Consider the following 21,572-nt stretch of genomic DNA (forward strand, 5'->3'; position numbering starts at 1 on the left):
CGACTACTGATGCGACGGCACGGCACAGGGACGGTCGCACGAGCGGCCAGGAGGACCTCATGACACCGGAGACGGACGACGCGTTCGCGGCGATCAGAAGCGACCACGGTGCGACATCCCTCAGCCGGGTGGAGCGGATGCTGGAACCCGGAGGGGGCGGCCCCCGGCACCCGCTCCGGCGGGGGGCCAGATGGATCCTGCCGGGTCTGTCCGCCACTCCGTGGCACGAGCCCCGTGCCCACCCGGAACTGGTCCCCGTCGTCGAGGCGCTGGAGCGCGCTCATCCCGCCATCAAGGACGAGTCGACCTCGGCCTGGGAGATGCGCCGGGAGGCGTTCTCCGCCTACGAGCACTATCTGACCCGGCAGGAGGACTGGCAGGCCCTCCACCTCTACCGCGGTGGAGCCATGGTCGAGCCGTCGGCCGCGCTCGTGCCCACCGCCTACAAGGTGCTCGAAGAGTTCGCCGTCGACTCGGAGAAGATCTGCCCCCTCCTGGAGAGCCACTTCTCCACCCTGCTGCCCGGGGCGTCCATAGCCCCGCACTGCGACCTGTGGAACTTCAGCATCAACCTGCACCTGGCCGTCGACATCCCCGACGGGTGCAGCATCACCGTCGCCGGTGAGACCCGTACCTGGCAGGAGGGCCGGTGCCTGCTCTTCGACTACTCCTTCGAGCACGAGGCGCGCAACGACGGCGACCGTCCACGCACCTGTCTCCTCGTGGACCTCTGGCATCCCGAGACGACCCTTGCCGAACGGCGGGCGCTGGTGGTGCTCGTCACGGAGGTCAGACGGCTGATGGGAGCGGACGGGTAGGTGGAGCGGACCATGTCGGCACGGCTGCCGCTCCTCGTTCTGGCGCTGGCCCAACTGGTCATCGCCCTCGACTACAACATCGTGTACGTCGCCCTGCCCGCCATGGGCACCGGCCTCGGCTTCGCGGAGCACGACCTGCAGTGGGTGGTCAGCGCCTACGTCGTGGCGACAGGGGGTTTCCTGCTGCTGGGCGGCCGGGCAGCGGACCTGCTGGGCAGGCGCCGTACGTTCGTCGTCGCGGCCTCGGTCTACGCGGTGTCCTCGCTGGTGGGAGGGTTCTCCGTGACTCCAGGAGCACTGATCGCCGTGCGGGCCGTCCAGGGGATCGGGGGCGCCCTGCTCTTCCCGGCCACCCTGTCCCTGATCAACACGATCTACGCCGAAGGACCGGACCGTAACCGGGCGTTGGCGGTGTGGGGTGCCGCGGGCGCCTGCGGTCTCTGCTCCGGTTCCCTTCTCGGCGGCGTCCTGGTGCAGGCCTTCGGCTGGCCGTCGGTGTTCTTCGCCGGAGTTCCCCTGGCGGCGGCCGTCGCGTGGGCGGGCTGGACGCTCTTCCCCGCGGACGTCCCACCGGTCGCGGCGCGGAGCTTCGACCTGGCGGGCGCGCTGACCGGTACGGCGGGCATCACCCTGCTGGTGTTCCTGCTGGTGCGTGCCCCCCGGGCCGGCTGGAGCACCCCGTCCGCCCTGGTGAGCGCGGTCCTCGCGGTGGCTCTGCTCACCCTCTTCACCGTCGTCGAGAGTCGCTCCCGCGATCCGCTGGTGCCGGGCCGCCTCGTCGGGCGCGGAGGGCTTGTCACGGCGATCGCCGTGACCGCCGTCTACAGCGCCACGTTCAGCTCGCTGCCGTACTTCCTGACCCTGTACTTCCAGGAGGTGTGCGGGTACGGCGCGTTGACGACCGGCGTGGCCTTCGTCGTTCCCGCCGTCGTGGTCGCCGTGGGGACACAGGCCGGGGAGCGGGCCGTCGCGGCCGTCGGTGTGCACCGCACGCTGACCGGCGGGATGGCACTCGGTGCGACGGGGGCGGCCGCGCTCGGCCTCGCACTCACCCCGCACGGCTCCTACCTCCTGCTGCTCCCCGGCATCGTGCTCGTCGGTCTGGGCCAGGGTGCCGCCTGGACCGGTATATGGATCACCGCGGGCGCCGGTGTCGCCCCCGACGACCAGGGCGTGGCGTCGGGAATCACCTCCACCGGCCTCCAGATCGGCGGCGCGGTGGGACTCGCGGTGCTGGTGGCGCTGGCCGGCGCCACCGGACGGCATCCGGCCGACAGCACCTCGGCGGCCGGCCTGCGCACCGCCGTGTTCGCGATAGCGGCGGGGATCGCCTGCGGTGTGCCCCTGGCCCACGCCCTGCGCAGGACCCCGGCCGCTTCCTAGACCGCGCCGCCCCACGGGGTGCTGCCGGCACCCGTTCTCCGAACACCCCCACGAAGGAATCCCGTCATGAAGATCACCGAACATCCCGGCTCCGCCCTCGGCGCCACGATCGAGGGCTTCGACCACACCACCGCCGCGGAGGCGGACGTCCGGAGGCTCAAGCAGACCGTCTACACGAAGAAGATCGCCGTCCTTAAGGGGCAGGACCTCACTCCCCGGCAGTTCCTCGACCTCGGCAGCCGCCTCGGACGTCCCGAGACGTACTACGAGCCCATGTACCACCACCCCGAGCTCCCGGAGATCTTCGTCTCCTCCAACGTCCCGGAGAACGGCAAGCGGATAGGTGTGCCGAAGACCGGCACGTTCTGGCACGCCGACTACCAGTTCATGCCCGACCCCTTCGGCATCACCCTCATCCACCCCCAGGTCGTCCCGCGACGCGACCGCGGCACCTACTTCATCGACATGGGCCGGGCCCACGCGAAACTGCCCGAGGACCTCCGCGAGCGGATCGCCGGCACCTACTGCCGGCACTCCGTCCGCAAATACTTCAAGATCCGCCCGCAGGACGTCTACCGTCCGCTCTCCGAAGTCGCCGAAGAGGTCGAGCGCAAGACTCCGGCCGTGCGCCAACCCACCACGTTCACGCACCCGTTCACCGGCGAGACCGTGCTCTACATCAGTGAGGGCTTCACGGTCGGCATGGAGGACGCGGACGGCAGGCCCCTCGACGACGACCTGCTGCACCGTCTCTTGGAGGCCACCGGCCAGCTCGACGACACCTTCGAGCACGACGGTATCCATCTACAGGGCTTCGAGCAGGGCGATCTCCTCGTCTGGGACAACCGCAGCCTCGTCCACCGCGCCCGGCACACGGCCACCCCGGAACCGACCGTCTCCTACCGCGTCACCGTCCACGACGACCACAAGCTGCACGACGGGATACGAGTGCCATGACCACCACTTCCGCCCGGCGCCCGTACGCCACCGACACCGACCTCCTGGAGCGTGTCCTGGCGCCGTACAAGGCGCACTGCAAGTACCTGACGTCCGCGGTCGTCACGCCAGGACCGGAACACCCCGCGGCGCGCTGCGAGTTCGTGATCCCCGAGTCCTGCTACATCGACGACACCGGGCACCTGAACTCGGTCGAGGTCAACATCGCCTACAACCAGATGATGTACTACCTCGTCGCGAAGTCCGTCCGGGAAGGACTGCTGGCCGGGTTCGAGGACTGGACCCTGGACGACTTCTGGCGGCACCAGCTCCCGGACATCCTCATCGCCCGCTTCTCGGGCAGCTTCCGGCGCCCGATCGACCCCCGCGCCTTCTCGGGCGAGATGGAGTTCCTGTCCGTCATCCGGCGCGAGCCCGACGGCCGCGGACCGTTCCTCCACGCCAGGACCTCCTACCGCTACTGGGACGCCGACGGCGGACGCTGCGACGGCGAGGCCACCCTCGCCTTCGTCAACCTCCCCTGACCCGGCCGTCGAAGGGACCGCCCATGGAAACCCTCATCGAAACCGTCCGCTTCCACGCCGGCCGCCGCCCCGACACCCCGGCCGTGCTCTGCGAAGGCCGCAGCCTGTCCTACGGTGCCCTGCACCACGAGAGCAACCGCATCGCCCACGCCATCCGGGCCGCCGGACTCACCGAGGGCGACCGCGTGGCGTACCTCGGCAAGGAGTCCGAGCACTACTATGAGATCCTCTACGGCTGTGCCAAGAGCGGCACCGTGCTGGTCCCCGTCAACTGGCGGCTCACCGCCCCCGAGGTGAGCCACATCCTCCAGGACTCCGGCACCAGACTCCTCTTCCTGGAAGGCGAGTTCGCGCCGGTCGTGGCGCGCATGCCGACCGCGCCGCCCGAGACGGTCGTACCGCTGGAATCCATCACCGCGTGGAGCGCCCGACACCCGGATACGGAGACGGAGTTCGAGGCCGGAGCCGGAACCCCGATCGCGCAGCTCTACACCAGCGGCACCACCGGACTCCCCAAGGGCGTCGTCCTCGCGCACCGCAGCTTCTTCGCCGTCCGTGACGCCCTGCTGCGCGAAGGGCTCGACTGGATCGACTGGCGGGACGGTGACATCGCGCTCGTCGGCATCCCCGGCTTCCACATCGGGGGTCTGTGGTGGGCCACGCAGAACCTCAACGCGGGCACGACCATCGTGGCGATGCGCGCCTTCGCCGGCCGCCACGCGATCGACCTGATCCGCGAACTCGGCGTCACCACCGCCTGCGTGGTGCCGGCGATGCTCCGTCTGCTGCTCACCGAACCAGGTGTGTCCGCGGCGGACTTCACCACACTCCGCAAGACCGTCTACGGCGGCTCGCCGATCTCCGAGAACCTGCTGGAGGACAGCCTCACCGTCCTGGACTGCGAGTTCGCCCAGATCTACGGCCTCACCGAGACCGGCAACACCGCCCTGTGCCTGCCACCGGCCGACCATCTGCCCGGCGGAGCGCGCATGCGGGCCGCGGGCCGCCCCTATCCGGGCGTCCGCGCCAAAGTGATCGACGACCAGGGCCGAGAGCTGCCACCGGGCGAGATCGGAGAGGTCTGCCTGCACACCCCGGCCCGCATGGTCGCGTACTGGGGGCTGCCCGAGAGGACCGCCCAGACCCTGGTGGACGGCTGGATCCATACCGGCGACGCCGGGTACCTCGACGACGACGGCTACCTCTTCATCCAGGACAGGATCAAGGACGCCGTCCTCGTCGCCGGCGAGAACGTCTACCCCGCCGAGATCGAGAACGTGCTGGCGAACCACCCGGGCGTCGCCGAGGCCGTGATCGTCGGAGCCCCCGACGAGCGCTGGGGCGAACGGGTCCACGCCTTCGTCGTCCCCGCTCCCGGCGAACGGCCGAGCCCACGGGACCTGCACACCTTCCTCGTACCGCGACTGGCCGCCTTCAAGCTGCCCTCGCGCTACGAGTTCATCGACCGCGTACCGCGCAACCCCAGCGGCAAGATCCTCCGCCGGGAGCTGCGCGACCGCTTCTGGGGCGACTCCGCCCGCAAGGTCAACTGACGCCGCCGACACCGCCGTAGAGAGAGACCATGCCTCAACCCCTCACCCCGGACAGCTTCCGCGCCGACCTCGCCGAGTTCCTGTACCTGCGGCCCGACGAAGTCGACCTGGACGACAACCCGCTGGACGCGGGCCTCGACTCCCTGCGCATCGTCACCCTGCTCGAACGGTGGCAGGCCGCCGGTGCCGACGTCAGCTTCGTGGACCTCGCCGAGCGCACCTCCTTCGCCCAGTGGTGGCGGCTGCTCGCCGAACGCCGAGGAGGAGGGCACCATGCCGGCACCTAGGCCCGCGCGCCGCCGTCCCCTGCTGGCCGCGCAGGAAGGCATCTGGACCGGCCAGCAGCTCGACCCGGACAGCCCCGCCTACAACACGGCCGAGTACGTGTGCATCGAGGGACCCGTCGACGCTGCCGTCTTCGCACTCGCCCTCCACCACGTCGTCGCCGAGACCGAAGCCCTCAACGTCACCTACGTGGCGGACGGGACGGGGCGCCCCTGGCAGCTCGAGACTCCGGTCACCGACTGGCAGCCGCACACCGTCGACCTCACCGGCGAACCGGACCCGCGCGCCGCCGCCGCCGCGTGGATGACCGGGGACCTGGCCCGGCCCGTGGACCTGGCCCGGGGACCCGTGTTCGGCCACGCCCTGCTGAAGACCGGCGCCGAGCAGTACCTCTGGTACCACCGGGTGCACCACATCGCCCTCGACGGCTTCGGCCTCTCCTTGGTCGCCCGCCGGGTGGCCCAGGTCTACACCGCCCTCGTGGCCGGCGAGCCGATACCGGACAGCGGCTTCGGCACACTGGACTCCGTCCGCGCCGAGGAACAGGCGTACCGGGAGAGCGACCGTCACGCCGGGGACCGCGCCCACTGGAACACGCGGTACGCCGACCGGCCCCCGGTGGCCTCACCGGCCGGCCGGTCCGCGCTGCCCGCCCACACCTTCCACCGCCGCGTCACCGACCTCGGACCGGACCGGGCGGACGCGCTGCGCGCGGTCGCCCGAGAGCTGGCGGTGACGTGGTCCGAGGTGCTGCTCGCGGTGACGGCGGCCCATCTCCACCGCGTCACCGGAGCCCCGGAGACCGTCCTGAGCCTGCCCGTCATGGGCCGTCTCGGCTCGGTGGCGCTGCGTGTACCGGCGATGGTGCGCAACATCCTGCCGCTGCGGGTGCCCGTCACCGCCGGCGACACCCTGCGCGTCCTGGCGGCCCGCGTCTCCGGCGAACTGCGCGCCGCTCTGCCGCACCAGCGCTACCGCTACGAACAGTTGCGCCGCGACCTGAAGCTGGTGGGCGGACAGCGGCGCCTCTCCGGGCCGGGCGTCAACATCATGCCGTTCGCCTACGATCTGCGGTTCGCCGGACACCGCAGCACCGTGCACAACGTCTCCGCCGGTCCCGTCGACGACCTGGCGGTCAATGTGTACGACCGCTCGGACGGAACCGGCCTGCGGATCGTGACCGACGCCAACCCCGGCCTGTACGACGAGACCGAACTCGACGTGTTCCACACGGGGTTGCTCGCCCTGCTGGCCGAGGCGGTGGCTGCTCCCGACCGTCCCCTGGGTCCGCCGGCCGCACTGGTTCTCGACGGCGGCCCACTGCCCGCCCCGGCCCGCCCGGTGCTGAGCCTGATCGCCGACCACGCCGCCCACCGGGGCGCGGTGGCGGCCGTGGAGCACGCCGGGAACAGCATCACGTACGCACGGCTGTACGCCGACGCACGCGAGCTGGCGCACCGGCTGACGGCGCGGGGTGCCGGCCCGGGCACCCTGGTGGCCGTGGCGCTGCCGAGAGGGATCGGTGCCGTCACCGCGGTCCTCGCCGTGCTGCTCGCGGGCGCGGCCTACTGCCCTCTCGACCCGGCGGCGCCGCCCGAGCGGACGGCACAGCTGCTGAGCGGGACCGAGCCCGCCCTGGTCCTGACGACGAGCACCCGGGCGGACACCTTCACCGGCACACCCGTCGTCGCGCTCGACCAGCCGGACTCGCCGCGCGGCCCCGCCCCGAGAACCCCGTCGGCCGAGGACCCCGCCTACGTCATCCACACCTCCGGCTCCACCGGTCGCCCCAAGGGCGTCGAGATCGGCCACGGCGCCCTCGCGAACTTCGTGACCGGGGCGACCCACCGCTACGGGCTGCAGAGCGACGACCGCGTCCTGCAGTTCGCGCCGCTCCATTTCGACGCCAGCGTGGAGGAGATCCTCCTGACTCTCTGCGCCGGAGCCACCCTCGTCGTGCGGACCGACGACATGACGGAGTCGGTCCCGCGATTCCTGGAGGCGTGCGCGCGCCTGCGCATCAGCGTGCTGGACCTGCCCACCGCCTACTGGCACGAACTCACCCACGCCCTCTCGACGGGCCTGGCCGCCCTGCCCGCGGGTGTACGGACCGTCGTCATCGGCGGTGAGGCCGCGCTGCCGGAACGGGTGGAGCGCTGGCGCAAGGCCGTCGGCACCTCCGTCCGGCTGTTCAACACCTACGGTCCGACCGAGGCCACCGTGGTCGCCACCGTCGCCGACCTGCACGATCCCGGGCTCGCCCCGGGCGCCGTACCCATCGGGCTGCCCCTGCCCGGCACCAGGGCCGCCGTCGTCGGCGGGGAGCTGTACCTGCTGGGTGACAACCTGGCCCTCGGCTACCGGGGGACCGGAGCCCGCGACACCGCCCGGTTCGCGCCTCTCGCAGCGCTTCCCGGAGCACCCCGCGCCTACCGCACGGGCGACCTGGTGGACATCGGAGACGACGGGCAACTGCGGTTCCTCGGCCGGGTGGACGAGGAATTCAAGATCAGCGGTCACCGTGTGCACCCGGCCGAGGTGGAGAGCGCGCTCCTGGCCCATCCCCGGATACGCGAGGCGGCCGTCGTCGGCCAGGCGATGCCGGACGGCACCCGCCGGCTCGCCGCCCATCTGGTCACGGACCCCCCGGACCCGTCCGCCTCCGAGGTGAGGGCTCACCTCCGGGCGAGGCTGCCGGCCGCGATGATCCCCTCGGCCGTCGCATTCCACGACCGCCTGCCCCGCACCGGATCCGGCAAGATCGACCGCCCCGCACTGGGCACCGCGTGCGGGCCCCGCGTCCCGGCCACCGGCAGCCCCCTGGAGCGGACCGTCATCGGCGTCTGGCAAGGGATCCTGGGCGTCGACGGCATCACTCCCGACGACGACGTGTTCGACCTGGGCGCGCAGTCCCTGCAGGCCATCCAGGCCGCCAACCGGCTCGGCGCGGAACTCGGCCGTGACGTGCGGGTCGCCTGGCTCTTCCAGCACCCGACGGCGAAGGCACTCGCCCGCTTCCTCGACGACCGCTCACCCGCCGCCACCGGCCTCCCCGCGGCCCTGCACGCCGACACCGTCCTCGATCCGGACATCCGCCCCGGGACAGTCCGGCGCACGGGCACCCCGGCGCGCATCCTGCTGACCGGAGCCACCGGCTTCGTCGGCGCGCACCTGCTGGCGGAACTCCTGGCCGCCACGGACGCGGAGATCGTCTGCACCGTCCGGGCGCCCAGCGGCGACGCGGCCGCCGGCCGCGTGCGCAAGGCCCTGCGGGAACACCACCTCGGCCTCCCGGAACCCGCGCGGCGGCGCGTCACCGCCGTCCCCGCCGACCTCGCCCGCCCCGACCTCGGCCTCGCACCGGGACTCCTCGGTGAACTGGCCGAGACCTGCGACGCGGTCTTCCACAACGCCGCCACGGTCAGCATCCTGCGCGAGTACGGCACCCTGCGCGCGGTCAACACCGAATCCACCCGGCACCTGCTGCGCCTGGCGGCCCGACGGACCGTTCCCCTCCACTACGTGTCCACGCTGTCCGTGGCCCCGCCGGCGAGCCTCGAGCCCGAGGTGCGAGAGGCGTTCCTGCCACCGCACGAGGGCCTGCGCCACGGCTACCAGCAGTCGAAATGGGCCTCCGAACGCCTGCTCGAACAGGCGGCCGGGCGCGGTCTGCCGGTCACCGTGCACCGGCTGGGACGCGTGGTCGGACCCGCCGGAACCGGATACGTCCACACCGACGACTTCCTGTGGAGCGTGCTGCGCGCGGGTCTCCCGGCCGGAATCCTCCCGGAGTTGTTCGACGACGAGATCTGGACACCGGTCGACCACATCGCCAAGGCCGTGGTGCACCTCGCCCGCACGGCCACCGGACCCGTCTTCAACCACGCGGCCGTACCGCGGATCAGGCTGAGCGATCTCTACGACTGGGTGGAGGAGTACGGGTACGCCGTACGACGCCTGCCGCTCGCCCGATGGCGCGACCACCTGCCCCCTGCGTCCGGGCCGGCCGCCACCCTGCTCGCCTTCTTCGACTCCCACGGCACCACCGGGAGCGGCACACCCGAGCTGCGCCTCGGACACGTTCGCACCGACCACGTCCGCCAGGGACTGCGCGGCAGCGGCCTCACCTGTCCGCCCGTCGACCGCGGCCTGGTCTTCCGGTACCTCGACCACTGCGTGGCCACCGGCAAGCTGCCCGCACCGGCCGGACACGGTCCCCGCCCGGCCTCCCCGGCGCAGTGGTCGCCCCGCGCCGGGAACTCGGGACCACCGCGCCACGACTACTCCAACGGAACACCACCGAGCCTGTGAGCAAGGAGCCACCATGTCCCTCAAACGGCCGGTCGCCGCGGTGCTGACCGCGGCCCTCTGCCTGATCACGACGGCATGCGCCGACTCCTCGACCGAGGGGAGGACGAACGGCGACCGGACCGGGGCCGCCTCCAGGACCGGGCACCCGGTGACCATCGAGAACTGCGGCCGGAACGAGACCTTCAAGAAGGCTCCCGGCCGGGTCGTCGTGATGAACGGCGCTTCCGTGGCGGAGGTTTCGACCCTGCTCGCCCTCGGCCTCGGGGACCGGATCGTCGCCAACGAGCAGAACTACGGCATGAGCGAGGTGCCGGGCCGGGCCGAGGCCGTCAAGGCGCTGCCCACCGGACACATCGAACTCAACGACGCCTACGACATTCCCCGCGAGGCCATGCTCGGCCTGCGCCCCGACCTGGTGCTGTCCACGACGTCGTACGGCTTCGACGAGAAGAACGGCTTCGCCACCCGCGACCAGTTGGGGCAGGTCGGGGCCAACACCTATGTCTCACCGCAGGGTTGCGATCAGGACACCTCGAAGACGACCATCGCCGACAGTTACACGCTGCTGCGCGACATGGGGAAGATCTTCGGCGTCCCCCGGCGGGCCGAGAAGCTGATCGCCGCCTCCCGAAGCCACATCGACGAGGTGGCCGCCATGGTCAAGGGCAGGAAGCCGCCCAAGGTCATGGTCCTCTTCTCCAACATGTCCATGGGCGGCAACGACTTCAGCTCCGTCGTCGCCCACGGCATCTACAACGACATCCTCGCCAAGGCCGGCGGCGCCAACGCCTTCGAGTCGGCCTCCAGGACCGCCTTCGCCGACCTGAGCAAGGAGAAGGTGGCCGCCACCGACGTCGACGCACTCGTCGTCATCGGCTACCACGACCCCGACCCGGCGGCCTACGCCAGGAAACTGCTGAAGGAGTTCCCCCAGTGGCCGGCCGCCAGGAAGAACACGTTCGTGGTCCTGTCCGACTCCATGTACCTCGGCCCGAGCAACGACCTGGCCGTACGGAAGATCGCGCGGATGCTGCACCCGGACGCCTTCTGAACCGACGCGACAGGCTCGGGGCCGCCCTGGCCTTCACCCTCCTGCCCGGCGCGCTGATCGCCACCATGATCGTGGCGATCAGCATCGGAGCCGTCACCGTCCCGCTCGGCGACGTCTGGGGGATCGTCTGGCACCACCTCACCGGGCGGGGCACGGCCGGCGACCTCGCGACCGACCAGATCGTCTGGAACTTCCGCACCCCCAGGGTGGTCCTCGCCGCGCTGGTCGGCGCGGGCCTCGCCGTCTCCGGAGCGGTGCTGCAGACCGTGGTGTCCAACCCGCTCGCCGACCCCATCGTCCTCGGCTTCTCCTACGGCGCCACGCTCGGCGCCGTGCTGGTCATCACCCTGGGCGGCGGCGCGGCACTCGCCGGTCTGGGGGTGTCGGCGGCCGCCTTCCTCGGCGCGGTGGTGGCGGGCGCACTCGTCTTCGCGCTCGGACGGCGCAGGGGCCGGATGGCACCCACCAGACTGGTACTGGCCGGAGTCGCCGTCGGCTACGTCTTCCTCTCGGCGACGTCCTACGTCCAGCTCCAGGCGACCCCGACCGAACTGCGCACGGTCATGTTCTGGATGCTGGGCAGCGTGGCCGGTGCCCAGTGGGACCGCATCCCGGCCGTCGCCGTGGTGGTCCTGGCCGGCACCGCCCTCCTGACCCTCTTCGGACGCCGTCTGAACGTCCTGCTGGCGGGCGACGAGTCCGCCACCGCGCTGGGCGTCGACGTCAACCGGCTGCGCGCGACACTCCTGGTGCTCAGCGCGCTCCTCACCGGAACGGTCATCGCCGTGGCCGGCAGCATCGGCTTCGTCGGCCTGATGATCCCGCACCTGGTCCGCCTCACCCTGGGCGCCGACCACCGCCGCCTGCTGCCCCTCACCGCCCAGCTGGGCGCCCTCTACCTCGTCCTCGTCGACCTGCTGTCCCGGACGCTCGACCGCCCCAACGAACTGCCACTGGGCATCCTCACCGCCCTGCTGGGCGCCCCCTTCTTCCTCTGGCTGCTGCGCCGCGACAAGGGCCTGGACTGACCCATGAAACTGACCGTCGACCAGCTCCGCATCACCCTGGACCACCGGCCGATCCTGCACGCCGTGAGCCTGGAGGCACGCACCGGCGACGTCGTCGGCCTGATCGGCCCCAACGGCAGCGGGAAGTCCACACTGCTGCGCGCCGTCTACCGTTCGCTCCGGCCGGCGGACGGCGTGGTCGCCGTCGGCGGCGACGACGTGTGGGCCCTGTCCGCACGCGCCGCGGCCCGCCGTACCGCCGCCGTCCTGCAGGACGCCACGGGCAGCACGTCCGGGCTGACCGTCACCGAGATCGTCTCGCTCGGCCGCGCCCCGCACCACGGTCTGCTGGGACGCGACGGCGCCGAGGACCACCGGGCCGTGCGGGACGCGATCGACCGGTGCGGGGTGCGGCCCTACGCGGACCGTGACTACGCCTCCCTGTCCGGAGGGGAGCGGCAGCGCGTCCTGCTGGCGAGGGCACTGGCGCAGCGGCCCCGGCTGCTCGTGCTCGACGAGCTGACCAATCACCTCGACATCCGCGCCCGCTTCGAACTGCTGGAGCTGATCCGCACCACCGGCGTCACCACGCTGGCGGTCCTGCACGACCTGGACCTGGCCGCCCGGCTCTGCGACCGCATCGTCGTCCTGCACGAGGGAACCGTGGTCGCGGCCGGACCGGTCCTCGAAGTGCTCACCCCCGAGATCCTCGCCGACGTGTTCGGGGTACACGCGTCCGCGGAACGGCACGCCGACGGTGTCGTGCGCCTCACCTACGCCGCCCAGCCTCTCGCCACCGGAAAGGACGGGCGGCTATTCGAGGGGGAGAGTGGCCTCGACGGTGGTGCCGCCGGTGGGATTGGAGTGGACGGTGAACGTGCCTCCCATTCCCTCGACGCGGGCACGATGTGAGGCGATACCGATATGCCCGGAAGAAAGGCTTCTGGTCATGGCGTCGGGGGGAATTCCGATGCCGTCGTCGCGGATCGACAGCCCTACGCTCGCCGCGTCGCTCTGCCGCAGCGTGACGGTGACGTTCTTCGCCTGCGCGTGTTTGACGACGTTTTCCAGCAGTTCTCTGGCCAGCCAGTAGAGCGGCCGGTCGGCGCTCCCCGCCGTGGTGACGGACGCGTGGACCTCCGCGTGGAATCGGCCGCGCTCGGACGCCTGCTGGGTCAGGTGTTCCAGGGCGGGTACGAGGCCGCCCGAGACGAGCACCTCGGGGTGCAGCGTCCGCACCGAGGAGCGGAGCTGCCTGCTCGCGGCCGTGAGGGCCTCGTCGGCACGCTGCAGGGAATCGGTGACGTCCTCCGGGCCGCACGCCGCCTCGTCGATGAAGTGCCGGGCCGCGAGGACGTTCTGCAGGGCGCCGTCGTGGAGCACCTCCGCGATCTTCCGCTGCTCGCGTTCCTCCGCCGCCATGATGCGGTCCAGCAGCCACAGGCGATGTTCCGCGAGTTCCCTGATCGACCGCACCCGGTGCTGCTGGACGTCGGAGAGCAGCACGCAGCCGGCGCAGACCACCAGAATGAACAACGTGTGGACGAAGATGAAATGCCAGTACGGCTGCTGCATGTGTCCCAGGCCGGTGCCGGTGGCGTAGCTCGCCGCGGCCAGCACCCCGGAGGTGGCGGTGAGAATCGGCTCCATCTGAAAGGAGGCGAGAACGGGAATGAACAGGAAAATGTCGGCCGAGAGCGGAGAGCTCCAGTTCGGGTCGGAGAAATTCCCGGAAACCGCCATCAACACGGTGAGCAGTGTCAGGTCGGCCAGCGGATACACCCAGTTCGGAAACGGCTGGTGCGGTCCGAAGGCGGCCCACAGCGTCGCCGCGGTCCACAGCACGTAGACGGCGGCCACCGCCACCGACAGCGGTAGCTGCTCCGACGGTGGGAACACCGCCAGATCCACCGCGAACGCGATCACCACGGCGATCCGCAGCAGCGCCTGCCACCGGAACGACCTGCGCAGATGCAGCGCGGGAACCTCGGCCTCCCCTCCGTGACCGGGCGGGCGGCCCTCGTGGGCGGTCGGCAACGCGTTCGGAGATGTCATCTCGTCCTCTAACCGGCTCCTCGCCATGTATGTGCAGACGGCCTCACGGAAATGGTCCTCACCCTTCAGGAGGCTCCGCAACCGGTCGGCCGAGGGGGCGACGCGCGGGTCAGCCGGTCGCTCCACCGGCTGGGGGACGTACAGCGGCGGCCGGAAGAGCTGAAATTAAATCAAGCAAGTTCAACCACGAACTGCAATCCACACAGATCACAGAATTCAGAAATCCGAGGAATCCCCATGATGAACGCCCGACGTCACCTGGCCCGTATCGCCGGTATCTCCTGCCTCGCCGCTCTGGCCGCGGGATCGGTCGGTGTGGCCAGCGCCGAGGCCGCGCCGATGATGAAGCACCACACGGCGTCCCACGCCAGCGACCATCACCACCAGCACAGCTCTTCCCACCACAGCTCCACGAACTCGATGAACAGCTCGTCGAAGAACAGCAGCTCCAACAGCTCGTCGAAGAGCAACTCCTCGAAGAGCATGCCGAAGGGCGGAAACACCCAGGGCGGCACCCAGGGCTCCGGCAACGGGAACACCCAGGGCGGTACGCAGGGTGGCGGGAGCGGCAACACCCAGGGTGGTACGCAGGGTGGCGGGAGCGGCAACACCCAGGGTGGTACGCAGGGTGGCGGGAGCGGCAACACCCAGGGTGGTACGCAGGGTGGTGGCAGCGGGAACACCCAGGGTGGTACGCAGGGTGGCGGGAGCGGCAACACCCAGGGTGGGACCCAGGGTGGAGGCAGCGGCAACACCCAGGGTGGGACCCAGGGTGGAGGCAGCGGCAACACCCAGGGTGGGACCCAGGGTGGAGGCAGCGGCAACACTCAGGGCGGCACCCAGGGCTGACGGATGAGGCAAGCCGGCACCTCGCACAAGGTCACCTTGTGCGAGGTGCCGGCTCGTCCGCGCCCGCCGCCCCCCGCGACGGGGCGCCGCCGTCAGCGGTGTGCGCACCGGCGTTCTCGTCCGCCAGCACCCGCTCCGCCCGGTCCCGGATCAACCGCTCGGCCCACATGCCGCCGAAGGGCTCGAACGGCGCGCGCAGCACCCGCAGAATCGGCACCACGGCGACCATCAGCGATCCGCAGGCCACGATCGCGAGCATGGCAAGCGCCAGCCGCTCCGCCCTCGGATGGTCCGAGGCCAGCCACGCGAGGCCCGCCACGATCACCACGCCCTGCGCCAGCATCAGCACGGACCAGACGCAGGCCACCACCACGGTCACCCAGGATTTGAGCGCCCCCACCCCGAGGGCGGGACCGTCCGACTCCCAGAAGGACCTGGCCGCCGCCCGGCGGTCCTCCGGCGAGAGGTCGCGCCACTCCTCGGAAAGGCGGCGGTAGCTCGTGAAACCGGTCCTGGCCGAGTTCTGGATGGACTTGCGGTACGCGCTGACCTCCACAGTGGCGGCGATCAGGATGGCCGAGGCCACGGATGCGGCCGTCGCGGCGAAGTCCTCTGTCATCTGCATCCGGGGAGCCTGCCCGGCAACCGCACCCCGGCACCGGGTAATTACCCAACGGTTACGTGCGGGCAGGGGGCGGCTCAGGGACGGCCCCGCCAGCGGAGGACCTCCAGGGCGGCGCCGACCTCGACCGTGTGCTCGGCGAGGGGGCGCGGCAGCAGTCGTTCCGCGCGGGCCAGGCGCCGTAGCAGCGTGTTGCGGTGGGTGAAGAGCCGTACGGCGGCCCGCGTGGCGTTGCACTGCTCGGCGATGAAGACACGCAGCGATTCGACGACCTCGGGCGGCGCGGTCTCCAGGCCGCCCAGGGTGCGGTTGACGAACCGGTCGGCGCGCTCGGGGTCGGCGGTGAGCAGCGCGACGAGTTCGACCTCGTGATGGGAGGCCAGCCGGGACGGCGAGGTCAGCCGGGTGAGCATCTGCTGGGTGGTGAGGGCGTCGAGGTGGCTGCGGCGGAAGCCGTCGATGCCCGGCACCGTGGAGCCCAGCGCGATCCGCACCCCCGGCAGCCGGTCGAGTGCGGCGCGCAACCGGTCGGTGTCGGGGCCGCCGTGGACCCACACCCACCGGGTGGCGGCGCTGGCGAGGATGTTCAGCGGGCGTGCCTGGCCGGCGGCCTCGGCGAGGGAGTCCGCGGCACGGTCGAGGTGGCGCAGATCGGCATCGGGGGCGTCGGTCCAGACGATCGCGGCCGTGTGCGTGGGTTCGAGACCGTAGCCCAGCCGGCTCTCGGCCCGGCGGCGCGTGATCGGGGCGCCCTCCAGCAGCAGGGCGACCGTCTCCCGCCGCTCCGCGTGTGTGCCGCGGGTCAGCTCGTCCCGTTCGGCGCGCATGCGCACGGAGATCGCGCTCACCGTGTCGTCGACGAACGCGGCGATGGACCGCAGGGACACGTCGAGCAGCTCGCGCAGTTCCTCGGAGTCGGTGGTGAGCGAGCAGGCGACCTGCGTCCACAGCCGCACGGCGACGCTCTCGCCGGCGCGATAGGCGTCGAGGGCCGACTCGTCCAGGCCGCGCCGGATGAGGTCCCGGGCGACGGACAGGGGTGCCTCGGTGTCATTGGCCGGGACCGGTTCACCGGGAGCGCGGACGTTGGCGGCGGCCCAGAACAGCAGGTTGGAGCGGTTGGTCTGGCGGGTGCCGGCCGCGAGCACCGGGTCGGCGGCGATCTGCTGCCTCGCCTGGCCGGTCAGGGTGGCGGCGTCGAGCTCGGCGAGCCACTCGGCCGGCGGATTGAGCGCGATCTCGGCGCCCTGGCGAATGAGTTCCCGGACCCGCGGCGAGGGCGTCTTCCACGACATGGCGACCATCGTAGAGGTGCAGATCGCCACCCAGGCCGGGCAGGAGCGGTGCGACATGCCCTTTGCGGTCCCGCGGCCCGCCCCACACCATGGACGCGTCGACCGACAACGCCCGGAGCCGCCAGCCATGTCAACCGCCCCCCAGCCACCCGCCCCGGAACATCTCGACGTCCTCATCGTCGGGGCCGGGATCTCGGGCATCGGTGCCGCCCGCTATCTCAAGACCGAGCTGCCGTCGAAGCGCTTCGCGATCCTGGAGGCCCGCGAGGCCTCCGGCGGGACCTGGGACCTGTTCCGCTACCCGGGCATCCGGTCCGACTCGGACCTGCACACCTTCGGCTACGAGTTCAAGCCCTGGCGGGACGAGCAGTCCATCGCCGACGCGCCCCGGATCCTGTCGTACCTGCGGGAGACGGCGACCGAGAACGGCCTGGACCCGCACATCCGCTACCACCACAAGGTGCACGCGGTGTCCTGGTCGACCGGCGAGGGGCGGTGGACCGTCGACGTGGAGCGCACCGACACCGGGGAACGGATCACGCTGACCGCCGGATGGGTCTTCTGCGCCGGCGGCTACTACCGCTACGACGAGGGGTTCACCCCGTCCTTCCCCGGCCGCGACCGGTTCACCGGACCGATCGTGCACCCGCAGGACTGGCCCGAGGACCTGGACTACGCCGGGAAGCGGGTCGTGGTGATCGGCAGCGGTGCCACCGCGGTCACGCTGGTACCGGCTATGGCGGGCACCGCCGCGCACGTGACGATGCTCCAGCGGACGCCGACGTACATCCTGCCGGTGCCGCGGAAGGACCTGATCGGCAACGCGCTGAAGAAGTACCTCGGCCCCGAGCGCGGCTACGCGCTCACCCGGCGCAAGAACATCGCCCAGCAGCGCTTCGTGTGGAGCTGGTGCCAGCGGCACCCGAAGGCGGCGCGACGGCTGATCCGCTGGATCAACGTCAGGCAGCTGCCCGAGGGGTTCGCCGTGGACGAGCACTTCAACCCGCCGTACGACCCGTGGGACCAGCGGCTGTGCGCCGTACCCGACGGCGACCTGTTCCGGGCGATCCGCGACGGCGACGCCTCGGTGGTCACCGACCGCATCGCCGGCTTCACCGAGAAGGGCATCCTGCTGGAGTCGGGCCGGGAACTGGAGGCGGACGTCGTCGTCACCGCCACCGGGCTGAACGTGCAGGCCTTCGGAGGCGTCCAGGTCACCGTCGACGGCCGGGAGGTGCGGCTCGCGGACACCCTCGCCTACAAGGGCATGATGCTCTCCGGCGTGCCGAACCTGGCGTACGCCATCGGCTACACCAACTCCTCCTGGACACTGAAGATCGGCCTGCTCTGCGAGCACTTCTGCCGGCTGCTGGCGCACATGGACCGGCACGCGTACGACATCTGCCGGCCCGAACCGGCCGACCCGGACATGCCGACCCGGCCGTTCCTCGACTTCGGCGCCGGCTACATCCGGCGCGCCGTCGACTCCCTGCCCCGACAGGGCGACCGGATGCCGTGGCTGACCTCCATGGACTACCGGGACGACGTCAAACTGCTGCGGGGCAGCGGTGTGTCCGATCCGGAGCTGCACTTCTCCCGTGCCGCCGCCCCCGCGGAGGTGACCGCATGACGGGCCTCGCCCCCGTCGAGTCCACCGAGCCGGACGCGACCGGGGACCGCTTCCTCGACCTGCCGGCCGGGCCGCGGCTCTGCTTCCGGGTCGAAGGTCCGGCCGACGGCGTCCCCCTGCTGCTGATCGCCGGGCTCGGGCTCGACCTCACCTCGTGGCCGGACCGGATGGTCGACGGGTTCACCGGCCGCGGCTTCCGCGTCGTCCGGTTCGACAACCGGGACGCCGGCCGGTCGAGCCGCGTCGACGCCCCACCGCCGGGCCGGGTGCGCCAGCTCCTCGCCCGGCCCCGGCCGGACGCCTACGACCTCGCCGACATGGCCGCCGACGCCGTCGGCCTGCTCGACTTCCTCGGCATCGACCGGGTCCACCTGGTCGGCATGTCGATGGGCGGCATGATCGCGCAGACCGTCGCGGCCCGGCACCCCGAGCGGGTCGCCACGCTCACCTCGATCTTCTCCACCACGGGGAGCCGGCGCGTCGGGCAGCCGGCCTGGTCGACCCTCGTCCGGCTGGCCAAGGCCCCGGCGCGCACCGTCGAGGAGTCCGTGGAGCGGCACCTGGCGATGCTCGCCCACATCGGCGGGACCTCGTACCTGCCCGACGAGACCCTCGAACGAGCCTGGGCGGCCACCGTCTGGGACCGGTGCGGCGGCAACCGCGCCGGCGCACCGGTGGCGCGTCAGATCGACGCCATCCGGGCCTCCGGCGACCGCACCGCCGAGCTGCGCCGCATCACCGCGCCCACACTCGTCGTGCACGGGGACGCCGACCGCATGGTGCACCCCAGCGGGGGCCGGGCGACCGCCGCCGCCGTCCCCGGCGCCCGGCACGTGGAGATCCCGGGCATGGGTCACCACCTCGCCCCCGGCGTCCTCGACCGACTGGTCGAGCTCACCAGCGAGCTCGCCGGCGCCGCCACCGCCCCGGTCACGCCCGCCTCACCGACAGGAGATCCCGTATGAGCAGCGTCCGCGGCAAGGTCGCCGCCGTCACCGGAGCCGGGTCCGGCATCGGCCGGCACCTGGCCTTCGAACTGGCCAAGCGGGGAGCCCGGTTGGCCGTCAGCGACGTCGACGACCTCGGTCTCGCCGAAACCGCGGACCGGGCGAAGGCCCTCGGCGCCGAGGTGCACGCCGCCCACCTGGACGTCAGCGACCGCGCCGCGGTCGAGGCCTACGTCGCCACCGTCGCCGAGCACTTCGGAGTGGTCCACCAGATCTACAACAACGCCGGGATCGCCGGTGGCGGGCAGTCGGTCCTCGACGCGGAGTGGGAACTGTACGACCGGACGCTGGCGGTCAACCTGTTCGGCGTCATCCACGGCACGAAGGCGTTCCTGCCGCACCTGATCGCCTCCGGCGACGGCCACGTGGTCAACGTCTCCAGCCTCAACGGCTACCTGGCACAGCCCACCCTGTCCGCCTACTGCGCGAGCAAGTTCGGCGTCCGCGGCTTCACCGAGGCGCTGCGCACCGAGATGCTCGCCGGCCGTCACCCGGTCCAGGTGAGTGTGGTCCACCCGGGCGGGGTGAAAACCAACATCGCGAACGCGGCACTGGAACAGGCCCGGGCACGCGGGCTCGCCCCGACCCGGCAGCAGCTCGACCGCGCCCGCGTCTACAACGAGAAGCTGCTGAAGATGCCCGCCGAGCAGGCGGCCCGCATCATCGTCGACGGCGTCGAGGCGGGCCGACCGCGTATCCGCGTCGGCACCGACGCCAAGATCGTGGACCGGCTCGTACGGCTCGTGCCCGGCCGGTACCCCCAACTGGCCGTCGCGCTGGAGCGGCGGAGCTTCGGCCGAGGCTGACCGCCCCCGTGCTCCTCCGCCGGCCGGCCGGCGGAGGAGGTGGCGCGGGGCCGCCTGGCGGGCAGCGGGAGGCCCCTTCCGCCCGCCGCGACGTATCGCACCGGGCGGAGACGGGTACCGGGGGCGGGGGAGTGAATCGCCCGCAACCCGAGGAGCACGATGCTTTCGGCTGGATCACGCACGGTCGTCGGCCGGCGACGGGGCCCGTGATGACCGGACCGGCTCCGCCCGAGGGGCAACCGAACCCCGCTGGACTGATCACTTTCGGCCACAGCACAGCGGACCGGACCACGCTGGCCGAACTCCTCCGAGGCGCCGGTGTCACCGCCGTCGTGGACGTCAGGACCGCGCCCGGCAGCCGCCGCGACCCCGACCTGTCACGGCAGCGGCTGACCGAGTGGATGCCCGCGGAGCACCTCGCCTACCGGTGGGAGCAGCGGCTGGGCGGCTGGCGCAAACCGTCGCCGGACTCGCCGGACACGGTCTGGCGCAACGACTCGTTCCGCGGCTACGCGGCGCACACCCGCAGCCCGGAGTTCGTCGCCGCCATGGACGAGCTGATGCGGCAGGCGGGTGCGGCACGCACCGCGGTGATGTGCAGCGAGGCGGTGTGGTGGCGATGCCACCGCCGCCTGATCGCGGACTTCGCCGTACTGGCCCTCGGCGAGCCCGTCCACCACCTCATGCACGACGGACGCCTCACCACGCACACCCCGACGCCCGGCGTCCGCCTGCGCGACGACGGTCTCCTCGTCTACGACGACGCTCCCTCGGTGGGCGCGGCCACACTCTTCTGACCGGCGCGCCGACGAGCCGGGCCGGCCGTACCGCGGCCCGAGGGGTGCGGGGCGGAGCCGGCCCGGGACAACCGTACGGAGGACGCCCCGTGAACGGCACCACCCTCGTCCTGCGTGTGCTCCACCACGGGGAGAAGCACCTGGCCGGCGAACTCCGGCTGGCCGCCGACCGCCTCCGCACCGACCACGAGGTGCACCACGTCGCCACCGACCTCGCCCGATGGTCCGTGGAACACGCGCTGCGAGTGGCGGCCCAGGCGGCCCGCGACCAGGGCCTCGACCTCCACTCCTCGGGGACGGGCTCCGGTGTCCTCGCCGAGCTCGGGCGGAAGGCGGCCGAAGCGGTCGGACGCCGTCCGGAGCCGGGCCTGCTCCTCCTGCGCGACCTGCGCGCACTGCATCTCTACGCCACGGAGAACTCCCTGTACTGGGAGATGCTCGCCCAGGTCGCACAGGCCACCAGGAACGAGGCGCTGCTGACCCTGGCCTCGGACTGCCATCCGCAGACCCCGTCGGCAGATCCGCTGGACCAACACCATGATCAAGAATGTGTCGCCGCAGATCCTGGCGAGTCTCTAGGGCCGCATCGGGCACCTGCGCACGGCAGCCGGGTCCCGGTGCC

18 protein-coding genes and 1 pseudogene are annotated in these 21,572 nt (G+C 71.7%); 16 read left to right on the forward strand and 3 right to left on the reverse strand.

Annotated elements, in window-relative coordinates; genetic code table 11:
• The first annotated feature begins 59 nt into the window (after positions 1 to 59).
• The 10 genes from N8I86_RS36195 (at position 60) to N8I86_RS36240 (ending at position 12,801) form a co-directional block, all read left to right on the forward strand.
• Complete coding sequence (locus N8I86_RS36195) at positions 60 to 818, forward strand: aspartyl/asparaginyl beta-hydroxylase domain-containing protein (protein WP_123440986.1); 759 nt, start codon at positions 60 to 62, stop codon at positions 816 to 818.
• A 12-nt stretch (positions 819 to 830) separates the two neighbouring features.
• Positions 831 to 2,201 (forward strand): MFS transporter, encoded by a 1,371-nt coding sequence (locus N8I86_RS36200; RefSeq protein ID WP_263279787.1) that lies wholly within the window; start codon positions 831 to 833, stop codon positions 2,199 to 2,201.
• Between the two features lie 66 nt (positions 2,202 to 2,267).
• Positions 2,268 to 3,158, forward strand: a complete 891-nt coding sequence (scoE, locus tag N8I86_RS36205) for a (3R)-3-[(carboxymethyl)amino]fatty acid oxygenase/decarboxylase (RefSeq protein ID WP_073898238.1) — start codon at positions 2,268 to 2,270, stop codon at positions 3,156 to 3,158.
• Positions 3,155 to 3,682, forward strand: a complete 528-nt coding sequence (gene scoD, locus N8I86_RS36210) for a (2E)-enoyl-ACP glycyltransferase (protein ID WP_263279788.1) — start codon at positions 3,155 to 3,157, stop codon at positions 3,680 to 3,682. The genes scoE and scoD overlap by 4 nt, the downstream gene beginning before the upstream one ends.
• Positions 3,683 to 3,705: 23 nt before the next feature.
• Complete coding sequence (locus tag N8I86_RS36215) at positions 3,706 to 5,235, forward strand: long-chain-fatty-acid--CoA ligase (protein ID WP_263279789.1); 1,530 nt, start codon at positions 3,706 to 3,708, stop codon at positions 5,233 to 5,235.
• 29 nt (positions 5,236 to 5,264) lie between these two features.
• Positions 5,265 to 5,522 carry a phosphopantetheine-binding protein gene (locus N8I86_RS36220; RefSeq protein WP_073898243.1) on the forward strand — a complete coding sequence of 86 codons (258 nt, stop codon included), beginning with the start codon at positions 5,265 to 5,267 and terminating at the stop codon, positions 5,520 to 5,522.
• The gene (locus N8I86_RS36225; protein WP_263279790.1) at positions 5,509 to 9,831 is read left to right on the forward strand and encodes an amino acid adenylation domain-containing protein; all 4,323 of its coding nucleotides are present in this window, start codon (positions 5,509 to 5,511) and stop codon (positions 9,829 to 9,831) included. The genes N8I86_RS36220 and N8I86_RS36225 overlap by 14 nt, the downstream gene beginning before the upstream one ends.
• Positions 9,832 to 9,844: 13 nt before the next feature.
• Positions 9,845 to 10,882 (forward strand): ABC transporter substrate-binding protein, encoded by a 1,038-nt coding sequence (locus tag N8I86_RS36230; RefSeq protein WP_263279791.1) that lies wholly within the window; start codon positions 9,845 to 9,847, stop codon positions 10,880 to 10,882.
• A gap of 65 nt (positions 10,883 to 10,947) precedes the next feature.
• The gene (locus N8I86_RS36235) at positions 10,948 to 11,910 is read left to right on the forward strand and encodes a FecCD family ABC transporter permease (protein ID WP_263279792.1); all 963 of its coding nucleotides are present in this window, start codon (positions 10,948 to 10,950) and stop codon (positions 11,908 to 11,910) included.
• A gap of 3 nt (positions 11,911 to 11,913) precedes the next feature.
• Positions 11,914 to 12,801, forward strand: coding sequence for an ABC transporter ATP-binding protein (locus N8I86_RS36240; protein ID WP_123440993.1), 888 nt, complete (start codon positions 11,914 to 11,916; stop codon positions 12,799 to 12,801).
• Here N8I86_RS36240 and N8I86_RS36245 read toward each other — a convergent pair.
• Complete coding sequence (locus tag N8I86_RS36245; RefSeq protein ID WP_263279793.1) at positions 12,703 to 13,926, reverse strand: sensor histidine kinase; 1,224 nt, start codon at positions 13,924 to 13,926, stop codon at positions 12,703 to 12,705. The genes N8I86_RS36240 and N8I86_RS36245 overlap by 99 nt on opposite strands.
• Before the next feature lie 255 nt (positions 13,927 to 14,181).
• On the opposite strand from N8I86_RS36245, the gene N8I86_RS36250 reads away from it, so the two are divergent.
• Complete coding sequence (locus tag N8I86_RS36250; RefSeq protein ID WP_263279794.1) at positions 14,182 to 14,793, forward strand: hypothetical protein; 612 nt, start codon at positions 14,182 to 14,184, stop codon at positions 14,791 to 14,793.
• A 31-nt stretch (positions 14,794 to 14,824) separates the two neighbouring features.
• Here N8I86_RS36250 and N8I86_RS36255 read toward each other — a convergent pair whose 3' ends face one another.
• Positions 14,825 to 15,418, reverse strand: a complete 594-nt coding sequence (locus N8I86_RS36255; RefSeq protein ID WP_263279795.1) for a hypothetical protein — start codon at positions 15,416 to 15,418, stop codon at positions 14,825 to 14,827.
• A 74-nt stretch (positions 15,419 to 15,492) separates the two neighbouring features.
• The gene (locus N8I86_RS36260) at positions 15,493 to 16,710 is read right to left on the reverse strand and encodes a PucR family transcriptional regulator (RefSeq protein ID WP_263279796.1); all 1,218 of its coding nucleotides are present in this window, start codon (positions 16,708 to 16,710) and stop codon (positions 15,493 to 15,495) included.
• A gap of 127 nt (positions 16,711 to 16,837) precedes the next feature.
• On the opposite strand from N8I86_RS36260, the gene N8I86_RS36265 reads away from it, so the two are divergent.
• The 5 genes and pseudogenes from N8I86_RS36265 (at position 16,838) to N8I86_RS36285 (ending at position 21,529) form a co-directional block, all read left to right on the forward strand.
• Positions 16,838 to 18,340 carry a flavin-containing monooxygenase gene (locus tag N8I86_RS36265; protein WP_263279797.1) on the forward strand — a complete coding sequence of 501 codons (1,503 nt, stop codon included), beginning with the start codon at positions 16,838 to 16,840 and terminating at the stop codon, positions 18,338 to 18,340.
• Complete coding sequence (locus tag N8I86_RS36270) at positions 18,337 to 19,305, forward strand: alpha/beta fold hydrolase (RefSeq protein ID WP_263279798.1); 969 nt, start codon at positions 18,337 to 18,339, stop codon at positions 19,303 to 19,305. The genes N8I86_RS36265 and N8I86_RS36270 overlap by 4 nt, the downstream gene beginning before the upstream one ends.
• A complete protein-coding gene (locus N8I86_RS36275) occupies positions 19,302 to 20,153 on the forward strand; it encodes an SDR family NAD(P)-dependent oxidoreductase (RefSeq protein WP_263279799.1) in 852 nt (283 codons plus the stop codon). Before N8I86_RS36270 ends, N8I86_RS36275 begins: the two co-directional genes overlap by 4 nt.
• A gap of 209 nt (positions 20,154 to 20,362) precedes the next feature.
• Entirely contained in the window at positions 20,363 to 20,950 is a 588-nt protein-coding gene (locus N8I86_RS36280; RefSeq protein ID WP_263279800.1) for a DUF488 domain-containing protein, read from the forward strand.
• An 89-nt stretch (positions 20,951 to 21,039) separates the two neighbouring features.
• Positions 21,040 to 21,529 (forward strand): annotated as a pseudogene (locus tag N8I86_RS36285) (hypothetical protein).
• Positions 21,530 to 21,572: the final 43 nt, after the last annotated feature.

The organism is Streptomyces albidicamelliae (assembly GCF_025642175.1).
GTDB classification, from domain to species: domain Bacteria; phylum Actinomycetota; class Actinomycetes; order Streptomycetales; family Streptomycetaceae; genus Streptomyces; species Streptomyces albidocamelliae.

Excerpts from the sequence above, each read along its gene's own strand:
- N8I86_RS36195 (WP_123440986.1), top strand. The coding sequence starts at position 60 with ATGACACCGGAGACGGACGACGCGTTCGCGGCGATCAGAAGCGACCAC.
- N8I86_RS36200 (WP_263279787.1), top strand. The coding sequence starts at position 831 with ATGTCGGCACGGCTGCCGCTCCTCGTTCTGGCGCTGGCCCAACTGGTC.
- scoE (WP_073898238.1), top strand. The coding sequence starts at position 2,268 with ATGAAGATCACCGAACATCCCGGCTCCGCCCTCGGCGCCACGATCGAG.
- scoD (WP_263279788.1), top strand. The coding sequence starts at position 3,155 with ATGACCACCACTTCCGCCCGGCGCCCGTACGCCACCGACACCGACCTC.
- N8I86_RS36215 (WP_263279789.1), top strand. The coding sequence starts at position 3,706 with ATGGAAACCCTCATCGAAACCGTCCGCTTCCACGCCGGCCGCCGCCCC.
- N8I86_RS36220 (WP_073898243.1), top strand. The coding sequence starts at position 5,265 with ATGCCTCAACCCCTCACCCCGGACAGCTTCCGCGCCGACCTCGCCGAG.
- N8I86_RS36225 (WP_263279790.1), top strand. The coding sequence starts at position 5,509 with ATGCCGGCACCTAGGCCCGCGCGCCGCCGTCCCCTGCTGGCCGCGCAG.
- N8I86_RS36230 (WP_263279791.1), top strand. The coding sequence starts at position 9,845 with ATGTCCCTCAAACGGCCGGTCGCCGCGGTGCTGACCGCGGCCCTCTGC.
- N8I86_RS36235 (WP_263279792.1), top strand. The coding sequence starts at position 10,948 with ATGATCGTGGCGATCAGCATCGGAGCCGTCACCGTCCCGCTCGGCGAC.
- N8I86_RS36240 (WP_123440993.1), top strand. The coding sequence starts at position 11,914 with ATGAAACTGACCGTCGACCAGCTCCGCATCACCCTGGACCACCGGCCG.
- N8I86_RS36250 (WP_263279794.1), top strand. The coding sequence starts at position 14,182 with ATGATGAACGCCCGACGTCACCTGGCCCGTATCGCCGGTATCTCCTGC.
- N8I86_RS36255 (WP_263279795.1), bottom strand. The coding sequence starts at position 15,418 with ATGCAGATGACAGAGGACTTCGCCGCGACGGCCGCATCCGTGGCCTCG.
- N8I86_RS36260 (WP_263279796.1), bottom strand. The coding sequence starts at position 16,710 with ATGTCGTGGAAGACGCCCTCGCCGCGGGTCCGGGAACTCATTCGCCAG.
- N8I86_RS36265 (WP_263279797.1), top strand. The coding sequence starts at position 16,838 with ATGTCAACCGCCCCCCAGCCACCCGCCCCGGAACATCTCGACGTCCTC.
- N8I86_RS36270 (WP_263279798.1), top strand. The coding sequence starts at position 18,337 with ATGACGGGCCTCGCCCCCGTCGAGTCCACCGAGCCGGACGCGACCGGG.
- N8I86_RS36275 (WP_263279799.1), top strand. The coding sequence starts at position 19,302 with ATGAGCAGCGTCCGCGGCAAGGTCGCCGCCGTCACCGGAGCCGGGTCC.
- N8I86_RS36280 (WP_263279800.1), top strand. The coding sequence starts at position 20,363 with ATGACCGGACCGGCTCCGCCCGAGGGGCAACCGAACCCCGCTGGACTG.